Origin of the sequence: Rhodococcus sp. AG1013, assembly GCF_003350365.1 — a bacterium.
GTDB lineage: Bacteria > Actinomycetota > Actinomycetes > Mycobacteriales > Mycobacteriaceae > Prescottella.
This window is the reverse complement of sequence record NZ_QQAT01000005.1, coordinates 105886-121669: the sequence shown is the minus strand read 5'-3', so window position 1 is coordinate 121669 and position 15784 is coordinate 105886. Positions and strand designations below refer to the sequence as shown.

The window sequence follows — 15784 nt, the reverse complement described above, 5'->3', positions numbered from 1 at the left end:
GTTTAGCTGTCTTTATTGGACAGGTAGACTGACGGTATGTCAAGGGATGAGCCTCGTGCCGATCTGCTGATGCTGCTGATGCGCGCCGCGTCCACGCTGGCCGAGCAGATCAACGAAGCCATTGTCGTGCAAGGGAATTCGACGCTGCGTCCGGCGCACGGTCTCGTGTTCGTCCGGGTTGCCGAGAACGGTGCCACGGTCAGTGAGATTGGCGCTTTCCTGGGCATCACCAAGCAGTCGGCCGCTGTCATCGTCGACGAGCTGACGGCCTCCGGCTATGTCGACAAGCAACCTCACCCCCAAGATCGCCGGGCGCAGCTGGTCCGACTGACTTCCGCGGGGCTGGACGTGACCGCGGCGGCCACCGACGCGGCCCTGGCGCGCTGGCATGCGGCGAGTGCGGTGCTGGGCGCGGACACGATGGCATCTCTGGTCCGTGCGCTCGAGGAGATCGGGAGAGGCGGCACGCCGCGACCCGTCTGGTGACCCGAGGGAGTCGGATTCGTCAGCCGCGATCCCACACGGTGAGGTGCGCGAAGTAGCCGTCGTTGTCCGGCGTCGTCTCGGACACGACCGGCCGATCGATCGCGTCGACGTGACGGTCGACCACGGCGCGGAAGCGGGGGTCCTCGCGCAGCGCGGCGGCGGCCGCGGCCAGTTCGGCCCGGGCGTCGGCCACCGCCTCGTGCTGCAGCCGGACGACGGCCGCGACCACCTCGCGCACGTCCGTACCCCGCAGTTCCTCCCCGATGTGCCAGTTGTGGATAAGTCCGTCGGCCGTGGCCTCGACCGCGACGGCCCCGTCCGCGGACTCGGCGCGCGATCGACGGGTCGCCGCGGCAATCAGCAGCCGATCCTGCTGGTCGACAACGGTTTCGGTCCATCCGTGCGAGTGCCCCGGTGCTCTGTGGTTCATCCCGTCTCCCCTCGTGATCCGCGGTCGGTGACCGGCGGCGATCGTCTCATACCGCGAAACGGCTGCAGTATCGTCCGGAACGGATCCGGGGGATGCGGACGGAGGGGGGTGTCATGGCGGAGATGTGGGTCGATCCGGGCCGGCTCGGCGAGACCGCGCGGACCGTGTCGGCGATCGGGGACGTGATCGCGGACGCGCGGGCGGGCACGGAGTCGGCGGCAACCGGCACCGGACTGCTGGGATCACGGGTGGGCCGGGCATGCGGGGCGGGATCGAGGGCGGTGTCGGACGTGCTGGCCGTCGTCGCCGGCCGGCTGCACGACTGGTCCGCGAGCACGGCGAGGGCCGCGGCCGGGTACGCGCGCGCCGACACCGCCGAGGCCGTTTCTCTCGTCGGACTCGTTGCGGGACTGCGGGGATCGGACGGCGGTCGGTGACGACACCGACGGTGTCGCTCGCGGAGTCGTGGGCTCCGTCGGTGTTGCGGGGTCAGGGCGCGCAGTGGCAGAGGTGCGCCCGTGTCGTCGACGCGCAGATCGACGGATACGTGCGGGCGGTGGACGGGGCGCGAGATCACTGGGGTGGCGTCGCCGCGGACGCGGCATGGGCGCGAGCCGGGGAGATCGGCGCGATCGCGACGCGGACCGCGTCGGCACTGCAGGCGGCCGCCGAAGCGGCGAATTCCGGTGCGGCGCAACTCGAGGGGGCGCGGGACGGCGTCCTCGCCACGGTCGCCGCGGCCCGGGCGGAGGGATTCGAGGTGGCGGACGACGGCGCCGTCGGTGTCCCGCCCGGGATCTTCCTGGCCGCACTGGGATCCGGGTCGGGCGCAGCGATGGCGACGGCGATACTCGACCACCGGGCGCGCCGGCACCAGACCATGATCCGGGCCGCACTCGGCGAACTCGCCGCGGCCGACGGCCGGGCGACGTCGCTGATCGCCACCGCGTTCGCCCAGCTTCCCCGCGCCGGTGATCCGGGCACCGGATGGGCCGGGGTGCAGACCGTTCCGCCGCCCCCGGACGGTGCGAGTGCGGAGGCGAACCGCACGTGGTGGGATGCGCTCACGACGGGGCAGCAGCGGATGCTGATCGAGACCACGCCCGCGAGCGTCGGCAACCGGGACGGTCTACCGGCCGCGGTGCGCCACCGGGCCAACGTCGATCGTCTGCCGGTCGAGCGGGCCGCACTGGAGGCGACGCGACGGGAGCTGTCGGATCGGGTGCGGAGCCCGAACAACCTCGAATCGCTCTTTGCGCGACAGCAACTCGTGGACGTCGGCCGGCGGCTGGCCGATATCGACACGGTACAGAGCGCGCTCGAGCAGCACCCGGACCGGAGGCTGTTGCTGTTGGAGGTGCGCTCCGGCGAGCAGGTTCACGCCGCCGTGGCGATCGGTGATCCGGACACGGCCGATCACATCGCGGTATCCACGCCGGGGCTGAACTCCACCGTGCGCGGGTCCCTCGGTTCGATGGCCGACGAGGCCGGGGCGCTGCAGCGCGAGTCGCGGATCCAGATGCGCGCCACGCCCGGACGCGAACACGAGACGGTCGCGACCATCGCCTGGGTGGGCTACGACACGCCGCAGATGTCGGGGAGCATCACCGACCGGATCGAGGGTGGACTGGCTGTGGCACTGGAGGATCGGGCCCGCGCCGGGGCGCGGGACCTCGCGCGGTTCTACGACGGCCTCGGCGTCGCGCACACGGGATCAGATCCGCACATCACCGCGATCGGGCACTCGTACGGTTCGGTCACCACCGGTCTGGCGCTGCGTGAACCGGGCCACCACCCGGTGGACGACCTGGTCGTCTACGGCTCCCCCGGCCTGGTCGGCGTCCGCTCGCCGAGCGATCTCGGACTGGTTCCGGGGCATGCGTACGAGATGACGGCGGACGGTGACGTGATCGCCCGTCTCAACCGGTTCGGCCCCGGACCGTTCGGCGGTGGACCGTACGCGACGGACGGTTTCACCCATCTCGCGACCGATGCCGCCACGACACCCGACGGAGTGACGCGCGACGGCGCGTCCGGCCACAGCGAGTATCCCCGGACGGGTGCCAACGGACGCCTGCGGACCAGCGGCTACAACCTGGCCGCGATCATCGCGGATCTTCCGGAGCGGGCCGTCACCACCTGAGTCGCCACCGCCGCGCAGCGGGTCCGCCGGCACTCGAGGCGCGTCGGGAATCGCCCACCTCCGAGCGGACAACCCGGGCGTATCGTCGAACCAGGTCCCGCCGAAAGGAAGGGAACGATGATTCGCCGCTGGAAGACTCTGCTCGTCGCGGCGGCCGTGCCGCTGCTCGTGACCTCTTGCGAAGACGAGACCGCTGCTCCCCCACCCGCGTCCGGCACGTCGACCACTTCCGAGACGTCCGTGACCCCCACCGATCGGATCTCCCCGGAGTACTGCCGGCAGAGCGAGCACCCGGGGTGCCCGCCGGGCGGCTACGTCGGATCCGCCGCCGTCCTCGCTCCGGACGGGAGCGGTCGGTACGTTCCGGCTCAGGGTTCCGGAGCCGGGTGACGCATCGTTCACGTAGCCCGGGTCGGTTCGCGTCGGCTCGGGTCAGTTCAACTTCGCCCGCATGAGGTAGACGTTGTAGCTGTCCCATTCCGACATCGTGAAGTACAGCTCGTCGGGTGTGGACCAGGGGTGCATGAAACCGCCGTACGTCTTCGGGTACTCGGTACTGTCGACGAGAGTCGCGCCGTCGGACCAGGTGCCCTGCGGACTCGACGACTGCCGCAGGAGGATTCGTCCGTCGACCTGGTCGAGGTAGCTCATGAGCCACCGCTGCCGATCGGCGTCGTAGCGCACGGACAGCTCGCCCGCGGGACCCGAGACGAGCGGTGTGGCGAGGTGTTCCACCACCGGGACCCAGTTGCCGTCGACCCAGTACTGGTACGCACTGGTGTCGAGTAGCTCGCCGGCGGGGACGCGGGCGAGGCCGATCATGCCCATCCGGCCGTTGGGGGTGCCGAACATGTACACGTGGTCGCCCTGCGGAACCATCGCGGTCACCTGGAACAGGCCCTGTCCGAAGATATTGTCCCACTGGGCATGTTGATCCTTGGTCCACGTCTGACCGTTGTCGTCGGAGTACGCGATGCCGCCGTGGTTCGTCACCCACATGCCGGGCTCGCCCCAGCGGCGCACCGACATGTAGCTCAGGTACTGGCGGGCGCCGATCGCGAAGCCCGACGTGGGGATGGCGGTGGTCTCCCAGTTCGCGATGTGCCGGGCGTCGATGATCTCGGCGGCGTGACAGCGACTGTCCTGCACCATGCTGTCGATCGTCATGCCGTCGGACAGATCGGTGTCGGTGCTGTGCCCGAGCACGCTGCTGCGCCAGTCCCGGCCGTTCGCACCGGGTGGCTGCCAGTCCGCGCCGAACGTGTCGCCGAACGCCACCGCGACCTCGCCGGGACGGCTCTCCCACGTGATGCCCAGGTCGGTGCCGTCGACCTGCCACCGCTTGTCGGTGCGGTTCTCGGATCCGGGCCCGGTCACCTGCGACACCAGACTCACCGCCCCCACAGCCGGGGTGCCGAGCGGTGCGGTGACGGGCCCGGGGTCGATCGTGCCGATGTCGAGCGGCGGTGCGGGCTGCGGATCCGGACCCGGGTCGCCGCCCGGCACCGGAATCGGGACGGTCTCGGGCCGCGGCTGGATCTGGATGCGCGGCAGGGTGATCGAACCGGATCCCGAACCCGAACCCGAACCCGAACCGGATCCCGAATCCGATCCCGAACTCGAGCCCGATCCCGAACCCGACGAACCGGGTGCGGCGTCCGGCCCGCCGGGATCGTCGGTCGCATCGGTGAGGTCGGGGCACGGGTCCTGGCAGGGGTCCGCCGGCAGGGGATCCTGCGCCACCCGGGTCCGGTCGGGGGCGGGATCGGGTAGTGGGACGGGGACGAACTGCGGGTACGGCAGCGGGACCCCGATGACGGGCGGGGACGTCGGCGGCGGCGGTTCCGGGTCCGGCGCCGACGGATCGAATCCCGCCTCGCCGCACGAGTTGGTGGGCCCCGTCGCGGGTTCCGCGAGTGCGGGGGCGGTGGTGAGCGCGAGGCCCGCGACCGTGACGGCGAGCATCGACGTCAGGCGTCTGATGATGGTTCACCCCTGGGCGATTGGTCCGAAACCGTTCACTACCTGGTGTTTCGAGGAAAGGTAGCACCGAGGTGCGGGGGTGTTCACCGACAATCCCGGTGACCGTGACGGAACCGTGTCACGTCGCGGTGCGTCCACAGAGGTATGGGATCACTCGAGTACTGGTTCGGCACGGGGGACGGTGCGACCACCACGTGGACCTCGTTGGCCGATCTCGACCTCGACGCCGACGGCGAGTTCGACGCGGTGCGTCTGGACTTCGACGGGGACGGTCTGTTCGACGACGCGATGTGGGACAGCGACGGTGACGGTGCTGCCGACCGCTCCGTGCTGGACGTCGGGGCGGCATCGGCGCGGTACTTCGCGGACCCCGTGCACGCCGGCGTCTGGGACCAGCAGGTCTCGCGGACACAGCAATCCGTGCACCCGGTCCCCGCGCCGCGGTCTCCCGCACCACCCGATCCGGCCGGGTGGCGGAGCATCGACTACGACGGTGACGGTGCGGCGGACGACGCGCTCGTCGACTTCGACGGCGACGGCGAACCCGACGTCGTGCTGGTCTCGACGCGGGATCCGGCCCGGTTCGACACGGTGCTGGTCGCCGAGGAGGATCCGGGCCGGATGTCGGTGCAACTCAGCGATACCGACACCGACGGCCGTGTGGACACCGTCCGGCGGGACGTGCGGTGACCGGTCAGTCGACCGTGCGGCGCGCGTTGCACGCGATCGCGACCAGGCCCAGCGTGTAGACGCCACCGGCCGCGAGGACCGGACCCAGCGAGTGGCCGTCGGGAGCGACCACCGTCGCGGCGGCGGCCACGGCAGCGCAGAAGGCGATGTTGAAGACGGTGTCCTGCAGCGCGAACACCTGGCCGCGGCGGTCGTCGTCGATCTCGATCTGCATCGCGGCGTCGCCGGTGAGCTTGACGGTCTGCCCGGCGAACCCGAGCAGGAACGCACCGGCCAGCAGCAGCGGCTGCGACAGCGTCGTGATCAGCGTGAACTGGACGACGGTTGCGAACGCGAGTGCGACGGTCACGGTGCGGGGGCGTCCGAGGCGGGGAATCAACCAGGGGGTGGCGAGGGCCGCGAGCAGCATGCCGGCGGCCGTCGCCCCCACGGCCACACCGAATCCGGCCAGGCCGCCGGGCAGCGCGCCACTCGACGCGGGGTCGCGCAGGATCAGCACCATCACAAGGGTGTTGACGCCGAAGGCGATGCGATGGGCGCCGATTCCGATCATCGCGGTGGTGACCCCGGGCGCCTGCCACACCGCCGTCGCGCCGGTGCGCAGGCCGGACAGGACGGCGGTGACCGTGCCTCGTGCGGTGGTGACGCCGTCCATGGGGCCCAGCGCGCGACGGCCGAATCCGTGCACCGCCCACGCGCCGATCACCGATCCGAGCGCCCCGACCGCCACCGCGACGCCGGAGCCCAGATCGCCCTCGCCGATCCCAGCGATCACGGCCACGGCCGTCCCTGCCCCGACCGCCGAGAACACCGATCCTGCCGTTGCGAGCACCGAATTTGTTGGTACCAGCCAACTTTGCCGCACCACATGCGGCAACGCGGCGGAGATGCCCGCGAGGACGAACCGGCTGACGCCGATCGCGGCGAGTGCCATCAGCAACAGCGGCGTCTCCCCGGCGCCCGCGATCAGCAGCGCCGAGATCAACAGGATCAGGCTGCCCCGGAGCAGATTCGCCCACAGCAACACCGCCCGCCGGTCCCAGCGGTCCAGCAGGGCGCCCGCGAACGGACCGATCACCGAGTACGGCAACAGCAGGACCGCGAATCCGGCGGCGATGGCGAGCGGTTCGGTCTCGCGTTCGGGATTGAAGAGGATGGCCCCGCCGAGCGCCGCCTGGAAGAGTCCGTCGCCGAACTGGCTCGCGAACCGGACCGCCGTCAGGCGGCCCAGCCCCGGTGAGTGCCGCAGTGTGGTGGCCGCGGAACTCCACGTCTGTCGGACAGACGACGGATTCCATGTGCGCACATGGTGACCCTATCGGGCGCCCGCCGTCGCCAACTCCTGCCGCCACCACCGGACCGTCACGGCCGCGGCCTCGTCCAACGGGGTGGGTGCGCGCCCGAGGACCTCCTCGCTGCGACGCGAGTCCATCACGAACGGCGCCTCGAACTGGTACAGCGTCTCCGCGAGCTCTCGGGTCGGGCGGTGCACCGTCCCGACCGCCCGCAGCGCCCACCCGGGCAGCGTGCCCACCGTGGGCGTCGGCACCTGCGCGGCCTTCGCGAACGCCTCCACCAGCTGTCGCTGGGTCACCGCAGGAGCGGTGGGCGCGTGCAGCACCGTGTTCCACCGGTCCGGATCGTGCGCTGCGGTGATCATGGCCGCCGCCAGATCGGGGACGTAGGTGAACGAGTGGGCGACGTCGGCGCGGCCCATCACCCGGATCGTCTTCCCCTTCAGCACCGGGGGCACCATCCGCTCGCCGGCATGCGCGGTCAGGACGTGCGGGCCGAAGAAGTCGGACGCGACGACGCTGACCGTCGGTGTGCGGTGCGCCGCGCGGGCCGCGAGTAGACGGGTGCGGACACCGAGCTTGCCGGTGGTCGCGTCGCGCGGGCCGTCCTCCGTCAGCGGGCCGTCCGGGCGGCCGTACGAGTACAGGCTCTCCGGGAACACCACGACCGCGCCGATCCGTCCGGCGGCGTCGAGCACCACCTGCTCGGCGGCGGGCAGTTCGCGTTCCCAGGCGCGGGCGTCGTAGGCGGATCCGTGGATGCAGTGGAAGACGGCGGTGGCGTCGTCGAGGGCGGCCGCGAGGGCGGTCGGGTCGGAGACGTCCACCTTGCGGCGCTCGATCCGCGGATGGTCCGGCCCGCTACCCGAGCGGGTGAGGACCCGGACGTCGTAGCCGGCGTCGGCGAGTTGTTCGGCGACCGTCCAGCCGACGGGGCCCGCACCGGTCACTACCTGCAGATTCGACATCACGTGCTCGCTTTCTCGAAGAGGATTTCGGAATCGAGAGCACTGCTCTCGTTTTCTACGATGCGCTCGGGTCGGGGCCATTGTCAAGAGCACTGCTCTCTTTTGTTGACAGTGCTCTCGTTTCTCGGGCAGGGTGGGTGCATGACGGTCACCCCCCGCGAACGCGCCCGCGAGCAGACGCTCGCCGAGATCACCCGCATCGGACGGGAGCAGCTGGCGACACAGGGCGCGGCCGCGTTGTCGCTGCGTGCCGTCGCGCGCGATCTGGGCGTCGTGTCGTCGGCGGTGTACCGGTACGTCGCGAGCCGCGACGAGCTGCTCACGCTGCTCGTGATCGATGGCTACACCGAGCTGGGTGCGGAGGTGGATGCCGCCGTCGATGCGCTGGCGGACGACGATCACCGCGGTCGGCTGCACGCGCTCTCCCACGCGGTGCGATCGTGGGCGATCCGGGAGCCCGCCCGCTATGCGCTGCTGTTCGGCAGCCCGGTCCCCGGCTATCACGCGCCGGCGGAGCGCACGACCGGTCCGGGTACGCGCGTGATCGTCGCGCTGGTCGGCATCATCGAGGGGGCGCACCGGGCGGATGCGCTGACACCGCTGTCGTCGTCGGCGCCGGTCGACCCGGGGCTGTCCGCCGACCTCGATCGGATCCGTGCCGAGATGGGCCTGACGGTGCCCGACGAGCTGCTCGCGCGCGGCGTCATGGCCTGGGCGGCGCTGTTCGGTGCGATCAACTTCGAGGTGTTCGGGCAGTACGGCGCCGACACCTTCGCTGATCCGGCGGCGCTCTTCGAGCACCACCTGACGGTGCTGGACCGGATCCTGGGGCTGGACTGAGCTGTCGGAACGTGGCCGACGACACGTCGACGACATACCCCTAGGGGTATAAAGTCGCGGGTGGAGAAAGGATCCCCCCCAGGGGGTCTGGAGTGAGCGAGCAGGGTGGCCCTAGGGTCGAACGTCGTGGGCATCTTTCGAAAGTCGTACGGAACGGTCGACGCGAGCAGGGCGCAGACCCTCGTCGAGGAGGGCGCGGTCCTGTTGGACGTGCGATCGCGTCCGGAGTGGGACGCCGGCCACGTGCCGGGTGCCACCCACCTGCCGCTGCACGAGGTGATCGACGACGGCATCGACGTGGTCGCGGGTCGACCCGTCGTCGTGATCTGCCGTTCCGGCGGACGATCGGCGAACGCGGCGCGTCAGCTGGCCCGGGCGGGCGCCGAGACCTACCTGGTGCGCGGCGGCATCGACGCCTGGCGCCGCGCCGGCCTCGCGATCACCACTCCGGACTGACCGTCACGTCACACGAGGAGTACACGAACATGGCACTGCCGAAGCATTCCGGTTGGACCGTCGAACGCATCGTCCCGCTGCTGGGTGGATCCGTGGTGGGCACGAGCCTGCTGCTCGGCCGCACGCACTCGCCCAAGTGGCGGGGTCTGACGGCGTTCGCGTCCGCGAATCTGGTGCTCTACGGGATCGTCGGCTGGTGCCCGATGAGCCTGCTGCTGCAGAAACTGGGTGTGCCGCGCGGTGCGTCCTGCTCGGTGCCCGCGCCGGGGACGGTCGCGCAGCCCGATCCCGACGCGGCGTAATTCGTTCGCGTTCGAATCTCCCGTCCGGGGCCCGTCGATGAGATGATGACCCGGTGGCGCACTCGGAGGAACCTGAGGACCGCACGGCCCCGGCACAGCCGGCGGTGCGGCCGGGCAGCCTGCTGGTGTCGTCGACGGACCTCGCCGAGCCGACGTTCCGGCGGACCGTTGTCTACGTGATCGAGCACAACGACGCCGGCAGTCTCGGCGTCGTCCTCAACCGGCCCAGCGACACCTCCGTGCAGGAGGTGCTGCCGCAGTGGACCGCTCTCGCCGCCAAACCGCAGGCGCTGTACATCGGCGGGCCCGTCACTCGTGACGCCGCGCTGTGCCTGGCGACGCTGCGGACGGGCGCCGACATCACCGGCATCCCGGGACTGCGCCGGATCGACGGCCGGGTCGTGATGGTCGACCTCGATGCCGACCCCGAGCCCATCGCTCCGGTGATCGAGGGCCTGCGGATCTTCGCCGGTTACGCCGGCTGGACGCTCGGGCAGCTCGACGCCGAGATCGAACACGACGACTGGATCGTGTTGTCGGCGTTGGCGTCCGATGTGATCAGTCCGCCCCGCGCCGACGTCTGGGGTCAGGTGCTGCGTCGGCAGCCACTCCCCCTCGCGCTCCTCGCGACGCACCCCATCGACATCGAGCTGAACTGACGCCACGCTCGCCCCGGGGAGCCCGCGCAGCGAAACGGACTACCCGGACAGCGCCTTTCGCAGCGCCGTGATCGCCAGTTCGCGGGCGACGACGGTGGCCCTGCAGTCGCGGAGGTTGTCGAGCATGAGGAAGTCGTGGACCATGCCGGCGACGCGGACCGCAGTGACGTCCACGCCCGCCGCGCGCAGCTTCGCGGCGTAGGCCTCGCCCTCGTCGCGCAGGACGTCGGTCTCGTCGGTGATCACCAGCGTGGTCGGCATCTCGGCGAGCCGCTGTGGGCTTCCCTGCAGCGTTGAGGCGTAGATGTCACCGCGCTGCGCCGGGTCGGGGAGGTACTGGTCCCAGAACCACTTCATGCCGTCTCGCCTGAGGTAGTAGCCGTCCGCGAACTGCAGGTACGACGCGGTCTCGAAGTTCGCGTCGGTCACCGGGTACAGCAGGACCTGCGCGGACAGCGCCACGTCGCGTCGGTCGGCCGCCATCAACGCCAGCACGGTCGCCATGTTGCCGCCGACGGAGTCACCGCACACGGCCATCCGGGAGGTGTCCAGGCGATGCTCGCGGCCCTGCTGCGCGACCCAGCGGGCCACGGCGTAGTTCTGTTCGATCTGGACGGGGTACTTCGCTTCCGGCGCCCGGTCGTAGACCGGGAACACCACCGCGGCGCCCGCACCGACGGCCAGTTCCCGAACCAGTCGGTCGTGCGTGTTCTCGTCGCCGAAGACTCAGCCGGCGCCGTGGATGTAGATCACGACGGGCAGATCGCCGGACGCGCCGGCCGGGCGGAGGATCCGGGTCCGCACGCGGCCGTGCGGTCCGGCGTGGACGTCCACCCACTCGTCCTCGACTTCCGGCCGGTCCACCCCGTCGCCGCTCTGCAGGTCGGCGAGGATCTTGCGTCCCTGCTCGGGTGGAACCTCGTAGATGCGGGGATGCGGTGAGGTCGCGTCCGCCAGTTCCTTTGCGGCGGTCTCCAGTACGGGTTCGGGCGGATCGGGCAGTGTGGACATTCGACTCTTCTCCTTCGCTCGGTACGGCACTCGGCTACCCGCGCCCCCGATCGGCCGAACCGTCCCCGGACCGTCGGCGGTCAGTGCGCGAAGTGCCGAGCCTCGGAGTGGATCGCGACGCCTTCGCGGTGCAGGTGCTTGCACACCTCGACGATGTCGTCGAACAGCAGACGCGCCAGGTCGGCGCTGAAGCCCTCACGGACCACCACGCGCAGTACCGCGACGCCCTCGGCATCGGCGGGCATCGTGTACGCCGGCACCTGCCAGCCGCGGGCGCGCAGTTCGTGCGAGACGTCGAAGACGGTGAACTTCGGCTCGTCGGACAGTTCGAACGTCAGCACCGGGATGGCCGAGCCGTCGCTGACCACCCGGAAGTCACCCTCCTCGGCGAGCTTGCCGGACAACCACATTGCGGTGCTGCGCAGCGACTTCATGATGTTGTGGTAGCCGCTGTGCCCCAGGCGCAGGAAGTTGTAGTACTGGCCCACAACCTGGTTGCCGGGGCGGGAGAAGTTGAGCGTGAACGTCGGCATGTCGCCGCCGAGGTAGTTCACGCGGAACACCAGCTCCTCGGGTAGATGTGCGGCGTCGCGCCAGATCACGAATCCGAGGCCGGGATACGTCAGTCCGTACTTGTGACCGCTGACGTTGATCGACACCACCCGGGGAATCCGGAAGTCCCACACCAGTTCCGGGTTCAGGAACGGAACCACGAAGCCGCCGCTGGCCGCGTCCACGTGCACCGGGATGTCGGGCCCGCCGTCCGCGGCCAGCGCGTCCAGGGCCAGCGCGATCTCCTCGACGGGCTCGAGTTCACCGGTATACGTGGTGCCGAAGATCGCGACGACGCCGATCGTGTTCTCGTCCACCGCCGCGGTCACCTGTTCGGGCGTGATCACGTACCGCCCCGGCTCCATCGGCAGATACACCGGTTCCACGTCGAAGTACCGGCAGAACTTCTCCCACACCACCTGAACATTGCTGCCCATCACCAGTTTCGGTGTGGACGCGTCCAGCCCGCCAAGTTTGCGGGCCTGCCGCCAACGCCACTTCATCGCGAGCCCGGCGAGCATCACCGCCTCGCTCGAGCCCAGGGTGGAGACGCCGGTCGCGGATGTCGGGTCGGTGTCGGACAGGTCCGGCGCGTTGAACAACGCGGCCACCATGTTGACGCAGCGCTGCTCGATCGCCGAGGTGGCCGGGTACTCGTCCTTGTCGATGAGGTTCTTGTCGAACGTCTCCGCCATCAGCGTCCCCGCCTCGGGATCCATCCACGTCGTCACGAACGTCGCGAGATTGAGGCGCGAACTGCCGTCGAGCATCAGCTCGTCGTGGATGAAGCGGTATGCGGCACGTGGATCCATCGAGTCGTGCGGCAGGCGCAGCGCCGGGACGGGGTCGGTCGCCAAGCGGCCGGTGTAGGCAGGCGCGATCAAGTCGCGGGATTCGCGGTGGTGATGGTTCTTCGACACGTTCGCCTCCGAAAACACAGCTGCTCGGGAAACGCCTGTACTGGAACTCGCTCCGTCTCCATTGAACCGGAACCGGGCCGAACGTGTGGGTGAACCGGATTCCGGTCAGGTCGTGACGGATTCCGGGTCGGTGCGTTTGGCGTACCGCTGCGCCAGTGCGGCGCAGACGATGAGCTGGATCTGATGGAAGATCATCAGCGGGAGCACGATCAGCCCGACGGGCTGGCCGGCGAACAGCACCGACGCCATCGGGAGTCCGGTCGCGAGGCTCTTCTTGGAGCCGCAGAAGATGATGACGATCCGGTCCGGCAGCGAGAAGCCGAGCTTCTTGCCCGCGAACGCCGTGATGCCGAGGACCGCGGCCAGCAGTCCGCAGCACACCGCGACCACAACGGCCACCTCCGCGACCGTGACGGTGCTCCAGATGTGCTCGTTCATGGACGCGCTGAACGCCGAGAACACGACCAGCAGGATCGACCCGCGGTCCACCAGCTTGGTGGGGGCGGCGTACTTGGTGAGCCAGTCGATGACGAGCGGGCGGATGAGCTGGCCGATCATGAACGGCAGCAGCAGCTGCAGCACGATGTCGATCACCGACGAGAAGTCGACGGTCGCCTCGCCGGTGGTGTTCATCAGCAGGATCACCAGCAGCGGCGTGACGAACACGCCGAGCAGGTTCGAGAACGACGCGCTCACGATCGCGCCCGCGACGTTGCCGCGCGCGATCGAGGTGAACGCGATCGACGACTGCACCGTCGACGGCACCAGGCACAGATACAGGATGCCGGTGTACATCTCGTCGGTGATGATCGTCGGCACGAGGATCCGCAGCGCCAGGCCGATCAGCGGGAACAGCACGAACGTCGACGCGAACACCACCGAGTGCAGCCGCCAGTGCTTGAGACCCTGCAGCGCCTCGGTCGGTGACAGGCGGGCGCCGTACAGGAGGAACAGGAGGCCGATCGCGATCTTGGTGGCCCAGTCGAGGACCGTCTGACCGCTGCCGGATACCGGGAACAGGCTGCCGAGGATTGCCACCGTGACGATGGCCAGGATGAATCCATCGATGTAGAACCTGCTCAGAAACTTCACCGGTCAACGGTATACGGAGCGAATTCGATCATGAAAGGCGTTCAACCCGTTAACTGCGATCGTGATTCGTGATAAGCAGGACGCATGTTCGATCCGATTCTCCTCAGGACATTCCTCGCCGTCGAGCAGACCGGCGGGTTCACCGCGGCCGCCCGGCACCTGGGTCTGCGCCAGTCCACCGTCAGCGGCCACATCGCCCGGCTCGAGCGGGCCGCGGGTCGCGCCCTGCTGAGCCGCGACACCCACACCGTCGAACTCACGGCGGACGGCACCGCGATGGTGGGGTTCGCCCGCTCGATCCTCGACGCCCACGACCGGGCCGGCCGGTACTTCGAGGGATCGACACTCACCGGACGGCTGCGGTTCGGGGCCGCGGAGGACCTGGTCGCGAAGGGACTGCCGCAGATCCTGCGGGACTTCCGGCGCACCCATCCGTTGGTGGACCTGCAGCTCACGGTGGGGCTGAGTCGCACGGTGCACGCGCAGTTGCGGTCCGGCGATCTCGACCTCGCGTTCGTGATGCGTCGGCCCGGCGAGACACACGGCGATCTGGTGTGGCGGGATCGGCTGGTGTGGGGTGGGACGGCGGAGTCGGAGTGGGATCCGTCGGCGCCGGTGCCGCTGGTGGCCTATCCCCCGCCCAGCATCACCCGCGCGTGCGCGCTCGGCGCGCTCGAGACGGCCCGCCTGCCCAGCCGCATCACGTGCCTGGCCAACAGCCGGACGGGGCTGCGCGCGGCCGTCCTGGCCGGGCTGGGTTTCATCGTGCACGCGCAGTCGCTGCTGCCGACCGAGCTGCGACCGGTCGGCGAGCGGTTCGGGCTCCCGGACCCGGGAGACGTCGAGTTCGTGCTGCTGGGCCGGGCCAGCACGCCCAGCGATCCGGAGGCGGCCCTGATGGAGGCGATCCGGGCGTCGGCGCTGTGATCCTCAGGATCGCGCGAATCGCCGATCGGCCAGCGTGTTGAGCGCGCCGGCGATCTCCTCCGCCTTCGGGGTGGTGACGGTGAGCCGGTGCCCGCACGCGAAGGTCACCACGACGGCCGGCCCGGTCCGGGTGACGACGCCGTAGTTGCCGCGGCCCTTCGTCTTGAGACCCCAGCCGCCGAAGTCCTGGAACGGCCGGACCTCGTCGACCTCGGCGCCGAGGACCTCGTCGGTGCCGTACTCGATCGCCGACATCCCCAGGTTCTGCACACGGATGCTGTCGGCGTCGACGACGACGCGGAACTGCAGGAGCGTGACCAGCAGCAGCACCGCGGGCAGGAACAGGGCCAGGGGCCACCACGCCCCGGCCAGGTAGGACACCCCGATCGCGGGCGTGGCGACCACCAGCGCGACCCCGGCGAGCCCACCGGCGCTCATGCCGACCTGGTCGGTGATCGGGAGCTCGACGGCGCCGCGGGGCAGGACGGTGGCGGGGGGCTCGGTGGCGACCGTGCGGACGCGGTGGTCCCGCAGCAGCGACGCGCCGAGCAACCCGACCACTGCGCCGAGGGCAGCCCCCACACCGATCGCGGTGGTGGGCAGCGGGGTGTCGACCACCGACGTCGCGTCGAGCTGCCCGACGATCATCGCGACCTCGACGGCGAGGATGAGGCCGACGACGACGAGTCCCACCAGCAGCATCATCCGGCGCATCATCAACTGGGCCTGTGCGAGCGCCGCGATCGCGCAGCAGCCGCCACCGACGAGCAGCAGGATCAGGGCGACCATCCACGCACTCGACGTGGGGCTCATGAAGCCGTCGGGCGTGCCACCGTCGCCGGACCAGTGCGTGGCGATCTGCTCCGGCAGTCGGGACTCGAGCATGTACGTCAGCACGATGCCCGCGGCGGCCGCCAGCACGGGGACGCCGATACCGAAGACGGCGCCGGCCGGATCGATCACGCGCGCCGGCGCGGGTGGCGGGAAGGGGTCCGGTGTGGGTGTGGTCACACACCGGATTCAATCAGGC

The 15784-nt window shown here is 70.1% G+C and carries 17 protein-coding genes and 1 pseudogene; 10 read left to right on the top strand and 8 right to left on the bottom strand.

Annotation, left to right across the window (positions count from 1 at the left end):
• Positions 1-69 precede the first annotated feature (69 nt).
• Positions 70-486 (top strand): MarR family winged helix-turn-helix transcriptional regulator, encoded by a 417-nt coding sequence (locus DEU38_RS09120; protein WP_258557754.1) that lies wholly within the window; start codon positions 70-72, stop codon positions 484-486.
• Positions 487-505: 19 nt separating this feature from the next.
• On the opposite strand, the gene DEU38_RS09115 is transcribed toward DEU38_RS09120, so the two are convergent.
• A complete protein-coding gene (locus DEU38_RS09115) occupies positions 506-916 on the bottom strand; it encodes a hypothetical protein (protein ID WP_114720220.1) in 411 nt (136 codons plus the stop codon).
• Between the two features lie 113 nt (positions 917-1029).
• On the opposite strand from DEU38_RS09115, the gene DEU38_RS28350 reads away from it, so the two are divergent.
• The 3 genes from DEU38_RS28350 to DEU38_RS09100 all read left to right on the top strand — a co-directional run bounded on the left by DEU38_RS28350 (position 1030) and on the right by DEU38_RS09100 (position 3449).
• On the top strand, positions 1030-1353 hold the full coding sequence (locus DEU38_RS28350) for a hypothetical protein (RefSeq protein WP_181818715.1): 324 nt from the start codon (positions 1030-1032) through the stop codon (positions 1351-1353).
• Positions 1350-3059, top strand: coding sequence for an alpha/beta hydrolase (locus DEU38_RS09105; protein WP_181818714.1), 1710 nt, complete (start codon positions 1350-1352; stop codon positions 3057-3059). Before DEU38_RS28350 ends, DEU38_RS09105 begins: the two co-directional genes overlap by 4 nt.
• A gap of 117 nt (positions 3060-3176) precedes the next feature.
• Positions 3177-3449, top strand: a complete 273-nt coding sequence (locus DEU38_RS09100) for a hypothetical protein (RefSeq protein ID WP_114720214.1) — start codon at positions 3177-3179, stop codon at positions 3447-3449.
• 42 nt (positions 3450-3491) lie between these two features.
• Here DEU38_RS09100 and DEU38_RS09095 read toward each other — a convergent pair whose 3' ends face one another.
• Positions 3492-5024 carry a DUF4185 domain-containing protein gene (locus DEU38_RS09095; protein ID WP_114720212.1) on the bottom strand — a complete coding sequence of 511 codons (1533 nt, stop codon included), beginning with the start codon at positions 5022-5024 and terminating at the stop codon, positions 3492-3494.
• A gap of 162 nt (positions 5025-5186) precedes the next feature.
• Between DEU38_RS09095 and DEU38_RS09090 the strand changes: the two genes are divergently transcribed.
• Positions 5187-5732 carry a hypothetical protein gene (locus DEU38_RS09090; protein WP_114720210.1) on the top strand — a complete coding sequence of 182 codons (546 nt, stop codon included), beginning with the start codon at positions 5187-5189 and terminating at the stop codon, positions 5730-5732.
• A 4-nt stretch (positions 5733-5736) separates the two neighbouring features.
• Here the strand turns inward: DEU38_RS09090 and DEU38_RS09085 are convergent, their stop codons facing one another.
• The gene (locus DEU38_RS09085) at positions 5737-7038 is read right to left on the bottom strand and encodes an MFS transporter (RefSeq protein WP_114720208.1); all 1302 of its coding nucleotides are present in this window, start codon (positions 7036-7038) and stop codon (positions 5737-5739) included.
• Positions 7039-7047: 9 nt separating this feature from the next.
• Complete coding sequence (locus tag DEU38_RS09080) at positions 7048-7995, bottom strand: NAD-dependent epimerase/dehydratase family protein (RefSeq protein WP_114720206.1); 948 nt, start codon at positions 7993-7995, stop codon at positions 7048-7050.
• A gap of 141 nt (positions 7996-8136) precedes the next feature.
• On the opposite strand from DEU38_RS09080, the gene DEU38_RS09075 reads away from it, so the two are divergent.
• The 4 genes from DEU38_RS09075 to DEU38_RS09060 all read left to right on the top strand — a co-directional run bounded on the left by DEU38_RS09075 (position 8137) and on the right by DEU38_RS09060 (position 10252).
• Entirely contained in the window at positions 8137-8835 is a 699-nt protein-coding gene (locus DEU38_RS09075; RefSeq protein ID WP_114720204.1) for a TetR/AcrR family transcriptional regulator, read from the top strand.
• Between the two features lie 126 nt (positions 8836-8961).
• Positions 8962-9291 carry a rhodanese-like domain-containing protein gene (locus DEU38_RS09070; protein WP_114720202.1) on the top strand — a complete coding sequence of 110 codons (330 nt, stop codon included), beginning with the start codon at positions 8962-8964 and terminating at the stop codon, positions 9289-9291.
• 29 nt (positions 9292-9320) lie between these two features.
• Positions 9321-9593, top strand: a complete 273-nt coding sequence (locus DEU38_RS09065) for a DUF2892 domain-containing protein (protein ID WP_114720200.1) — start codon at positions 9321-9323, stop codon at positions 9591-9593.
• A gap of 53 nt (positions 9594-9646) precedes the next feature.
• Positions 9647-10252, top strand: a complete 606-nt coding sequence (locus DEU38_RS09060; protein WP_114720198.1) for a YqgE/AlgH family protein — start codon at positions 9647-9649, stop codon at positions 10250-10252.
• A gap of 39 nt (positions 10253-10291) precedes the next feature.
• Here the strand turns inward: DEU38_RS09060 and DEU38_RS09055 are convergent.
• From DEU38_RS09055 to DEU38_RS09045, 3 genes and pseudogenes are all read right to left on the bottom strand, one after another.
• Positions 10292-11263, bottom strand: a pseudogene (locus DEU38_RS09055) (alpha/beta hydrolase).
• Positions 11264-11343: 80 nt separating this feature from the next.
• Positions 11344-12735 (bottom strand): glutamate decarboxylase, encoded by a 1392-nt coding sequence (locus tag DEU38_RS09050; RefSeq protein WP_114720462.1) that lies wholly within the window; start codon positions 12733-12735, stop codon positions 11344-11346.
• A gap of 105 nt (positions 12736-12840) precedes the next feature.
• Positions 12841-13827: a bile acid:sodium symporter family protein gene (locus DEU38_RS09045; RefSeq protein WP_114720196.1), complete on the bottom strand. Its 987-nt coding sequence runs from the start codon at positions 13825-13827 to the stop codon at positions 12841-12843.
• A gap of 84 nt (positions 13828-13911) precedes the next feature.
• Here DEU38_RS09045 and DEU38_RS09040 point away from each other — a divergent pair, with 84 nt between their 5' ends.
• A complete protein-coding gene (locus DEU38_RS09040; RefSeq protein WP_114720194.1) occupies positions 13912-14754 on the top strand; it encodes a LysR substrate-binding domain-containing protein in 843 nt (280 codons plus the stop codon).
• Between the two features lie 3 nt (positions 14755-14757).
• Here the strand turns inward: DEU38_RS09040 and DEU38_RS09035 are convergent, their stop codons facing one another.
• Positions 14758-15765, bottom strand: coding sequence for a DUF1648 domain-containing protein (locus DEU38_RS09035; RefSeq protein ID WP_258557753.1), 1008 nt, complete (start codon positions 15763-15765; stop codon positions 14758-14760).
• Between the last annotated feature and the right edge of the window lie 19 nt (positions 15766-15784).

Bases quoted from the DNA above. Each gene is read 5' to 3' on its own strand.
- DEU38_RS09040 (WP_114720194.1), top strand. From the start codon at position 13,912: ATGTTCGATCCGATTCTCCTCAGGACATTCCTCGCCGTCGAGCAGACC.
- DEU38_RS09120 (WP_258557754.1), top strand. From the start codon at position 70: ATGCTGCTGATGCGCGCCGCGTCCACGCTGGCCGAGCAGATCAACGAA.
- DEU38_RS09075 (WP_114720204.1), top strand. From the start codon at position 8,137: ATGACGGTCACCCCCCGCGAACGCGCCCGCGAGCAGACGCTCGCCGAG.
- DEU38_RS09115 (WP_114720220.1), bottom strand. From the start codon at position 916: ATGAACCACAGAGCACCGGGGCACTCGCACGGATGGACCGAAACCGTT.
- DEU38_RS09090 (WP_114720210.1), top strand. From the start codon at position 5,187: ATGGGATCACTCGAGTACTGGTTCGGCACGGGGGACGGTGCGACCACC.
- DEU38_RS09065 (WP_114720200.1), top strand. From the start codon at position 9,321: ATGGCACTGCCGAAGCATTCCGGTTGGACCGTCGAACGCATCGTCCCG.
- DEU38_RS09080 (WP_114720206.1), bottom strand. From the start codon at position 7,995: ATGTCGAATCTGCAGGTAGTGACCGGTGCGGGCCCCGTCGGCTGGACG.
- DEU38_RS09095 (WP_114720212.1), bottom strand. From the start codon at position 5,024: ATGCTCGCCGTCACGGTCGCGGGCCTCGCGCTCACCACCGCCCCCGCA.
- DEU38_RS09100 (WP_114720214.1), top strand. From the start codon at position 3,177: ATGATTCGCCGCTGGAAGACTCTGCTCGTCGCGGCGGCCGTGCCGCTG.
- DEU38_RS28350 (WP_181818715.1), top strand. From the start codon at position 1,030: ATGGCGGAGATGTGGGTCGATCCGGGCCGGCTCGGCGAGACCGCGCGG.